2 protein-coding genes and 1 pseudogene are annotated in these 4012 nt (G+C 28.3%); all 3 read left to right on the top strand.

Annotated features, from left to right (window positions below):
- Positions 1-181, top strand: a pseudogene (locus D9R21_RS07175) (IS3 family transposase); the annotation flags it as partial.
- Between the two features lie 305 nt (positions 182-486).
- Positions 487-1785, top strand: coding sequence for a hypothetical protein (locus tag D9R21_RS04750; RefSeq protein WP_241568775.1), 1299 nt, complete (start codon positions 487-489; stop codon positions 1783-1785).
- Positions 1786-1871: 86 nt separating this feature from the next.
- Entirely contained in the window at positions 1872-3905 is a 2034-nt protein-coding gene (topA, locus tag D9R21_RS04755) for a type I DNA topoisomerase (protein WP_126821311.1), read from the top strand.
- Positions 3906-4012: the final 107 nt, after the last annotated feature.

Genomic DNA, 4012 nt, shown 5'->3' on the forward strand with positions numbered 1-4012 from the left:
GGGTAAAAATTATCATTGTGCTGATAATATTGTTATTGAAAGTTTTCATTCTTTATTAAAAAAAGCAACAATTCATAACAATATTTACTTATCGCATGATGAATATATTAATGATGTTAAAAAATGAAATAAATGATATTCAAGCCGCAAAGAAAAGGATATAATAAATAAAAGTTTATAAACCTTTTTTACTAATACTTACTTTTTGGGGTGCACTCTACTCTACCCCTTTTTTATTTTCCCCAAAAAATAAAACAGCATCTTTATTAATAACGCTAATAGAAGAAAATATTATTTTATGATATAATAAATATAAGCGATTAATATAAGTAGGGTAAATATATGTGTCAAAACAGTAAAAAGGGTCATAGCAGTAATTGTCACAATAATTGTCGGATTCATCACCATTCGAATTTTTTTAATTATTATCAATATCCTGTTTTTCCTTCTTGTGGGTGTGGAACACCAACATTAATTCAGTATTCAATGACAGGACTGCAACCAAATCAAAGTTTGTCACTAGGACAACCATATCAATATAGCCCACATAATGTTGGACAAAATTTTAATAATTTAGCCAATAATGCTAGAATTAATGATAATTTTCAATATCAATCTCAACCTGTTAGAGAAGATTATTATTTATCTCCTTATAATTCTCGTATTCCATTAGGGACAGAACGATATTATAATGATTTTCGTCGTCCAAGTTTACCATTAAGTGTTGAAGAAGAATATAATTGAGCATTACATATTTCTGATATTTTGGATGAGTTTATTGGGCGTCATCGCAGTCGACCAAAATCTAATTTTGATGAATATCAAAACTTAAAACAGACATTAGATACTTCATTACGCCATTTGCAAGAAGCAGAAGCACTAAACCAAAAATTGGTTAATACTTGAGCAAAAAAGGATGATAATTCAAGTAATAATAATTCTGTACATTTACCAACAGATAGTATTGATTCTAAATTATTAAAGTCAAAATCTGACCAATCTAATGCTTTAAATGAAAAAAAAGTTTCTCCAATAATTGTTAGTTCTGAACCAGAAAAAAGTTCATCTTTAACTGAAAATAATGTAGAAGATAAGTTTAATTTCCTTGATTTTGAAGATGATTCAGATAATAATTTTAATTCTGAAGATGATACGCATAGTTTCTTTTTTAATGATGAATTTAAAGTAGAAGATTTATCTGAGAAAAATGACAATGATATTTCAAAAAATGATAATCATGTTAATAAGGTTGATGCTGAAGATATTCATGATTTTTTAGGTGTCAAATCACCAGATTTTGATTTAATGGAATCTAATCAAGAAATAATAGAAACAGATGTTTTAGATGATGAAATAACCTTTATTGATATTGATAAAGTAAAGGATACAAAACCAGCTTTTGGGACATATAAGGATTATACAATTAAAACATCATTAGGGGAAAAACGAGCTAGTGAGATTTATCCAAAAATATTTGATGAATATGGTCATCTTAAAATGGATCATTATGAAGCAATGGCCCAATTTGGATTGACAGAAAAACAATATGATCAATTAATTGAAAATTTTTATCATGCAAAAGAAAATAAAACAAAAAAAATTAAAAAAAATAAATTTGGAGTAGTTACTAAATCAAAATTTAATGCTAAAGCTTTTTGGATTACGATCATTGTTTTAGGTGTTATTTTATTATTAATTGCAATAACTGTTATTTTGTATTTTACTGTTCCTAGTGTTACTGAAGGAATTGATACAATAATTGCTAAAATAAAAAAAATATTTTAATTTAGAATAATAAATTTCAAAATAGTTTTTTAAAATATTATGTATAATAATTATTGATGTGTTTTAAAAAATAAAGGAGAGAAAACATGGCACAGACGCTGGTAATAATGGAGTCCCCAACTAAAACAAAAGCAGTTGAAAAATATCTTGGCGAAAATTATTTAGTTTTATCATCAGAAGGACATATTCGTAATTTATCAACAAAAGGTGAGTATGGGTTAGGAGTAGATATTAAAACTTTTGAACCAAGTTATAAAATGGAACGTGGAAAAAAAGAAATTGTTAAAAAATTAAAACAAGAAGCCAAAGCAGCAAATTTGGTTATTCTAGCAACCGACCCTGACCGAGAAGGAGAAGCAATTGCTTATCATTTAAATGAAGTCTTAAATTGTGGTGAGAAATCTCACCGTGTTCGCTTTAATGAAATTACAAAAGAAGCAGTGTTAGAGGCATTTCAATATCAAACAGATTTAGATATGAATTTAGTTCATTCACAAGAAACTCGACGAATTTTAGACCGTTTTATTGGTTTTCGCTTAAGCAAATTGTTACAGAAAAAGATTAAGTCAAAATCAGCAGGACGAGTACAATCGGTTGCTTTAAAGTTAGTTGTTGAACGAGAAAAAGAATGGCAAAACTTTGTGCCGGAGGAATATTGGACTGTTGAAGGATTATATAAAAAAGCAGTTGTTAAATTAACAAAATTTAAGGATGAAAAAATTGAATTAAAAGTAAAAGCAGATGTTCTAAAAGTTAAAAAAGCTTTAAAAAAAGATTTTGTTGTTGTTCAAATTAAAGAAAGTGAAAAACAACGAAAATCACCGAATCCACATACTACTTCAACAATGTTACAAGAAGCAAGTAGTAAAATGGGTTTTGCTTCAAATAAAACATCATTAATTGCCCAGCAATTATACGAAGGAATTAAAGTTAAAGATAATATTACTGGATTTATAACATATCCGCGGACAGATTCAATTCGATTAAGTGATAAGTTTGTTCAAGATGCTTTTGACTATATTACAATTAAATATGGAACAGAATATTTAGGTGGAGTTAAAACACCACCAAAAAATAAAAAAAATGTGCAAGATGCTCATGAAGCAATTCGTCCAACTGATTTAACAATGACACCAGAAGCGGCAAAAGAATATTTAAGTCGTGATCAACTACGTTTATATAAAATTATTTATAATCGTGCGTTAGCTAGTTTAATGGCGAATGCAAAGTTATTAAGTAAAGCAATTATTTTAGATAATAATAATTATGAATTTCGAATGACAGGAAGTACGATTCAATTTGATGGGTTTTTAAAATGTTATGTTTTAGAAGGTGATGAAGAAATTGCAAAGTTGCCAATGTTAAAACCAAATCAAATTATTAATTTAAATGAATTATATGGAATTCAACATTTTACTAAACCACCGAGTCGTTACTCTGAATCGAAATTAATTAAGACATTAGAGGAAATTGGGGTTGGACGTCCATCAACTTATGCACCAATTATGCGAACATTAAAAGATCGTGGTTATATTATTGTAGAAAACAAAGCAATTAAAGCAACTGAAAAAGGGATTTTAACAAGTGATAAATTACAAGAATATTTTAGTGATATTATTAACGAAACATACACTTCAACAATTGAAGAAAGTTTGGATGTGATTGCACACGGTGACGCAGAACCAAAACCATTATTAAAAGAATTTTGAGAACGATTTGAGCCACGAATTGAAGCAGCAATGGAATTAATGGAAGAAATCCCAGTTGAGAAGGCCGGGATTGAATGTCCAGAATGTGGAAATGATTTAGTATATCGGTATGGAAAATACGGGAAATTTATTGCATGTTCAGGGTTTCCAAAATGTCGTTATATTCATCAGAATGATCCAAAATTTGGTCCTTGTCCAGAATGTGGCGTTGGTGAAATTATTTTGAAATTTAATAAGCTACGTCAACGTTTTAAGGCGTGTACTAATTATCCAAATTGTAATTACACTGATTCATATAAAGAAGAAAAGACCGAACAAGAAGAAAATAATAGCGAAAATAACGGATTGTATCGAATTAATTTATTAAAAGGCATCGTGTACGATGAAGCTCCAAAAAACAACTCTTGTTAAATAAAAAGGGTTGTTTTTTTATTTTTAAACCCATAATTATTAATTGATTCAGAGAAAGGACAGCATCTTAAATTCTTAAAATAGAAACTTTTTATCACAACTTTTTT

The sequence above is a fragment of the Spiroplasma endosymbiont of Megaselia nigra genome (genome assembly GCF_003987485.1).
In the GTDB taxonomy this organism is placed as follows: Bacteria; Bacillota_I; Bacilli_A; order Mycoplasmatales; family Mycoplasmataceae; genus Spiroplasma.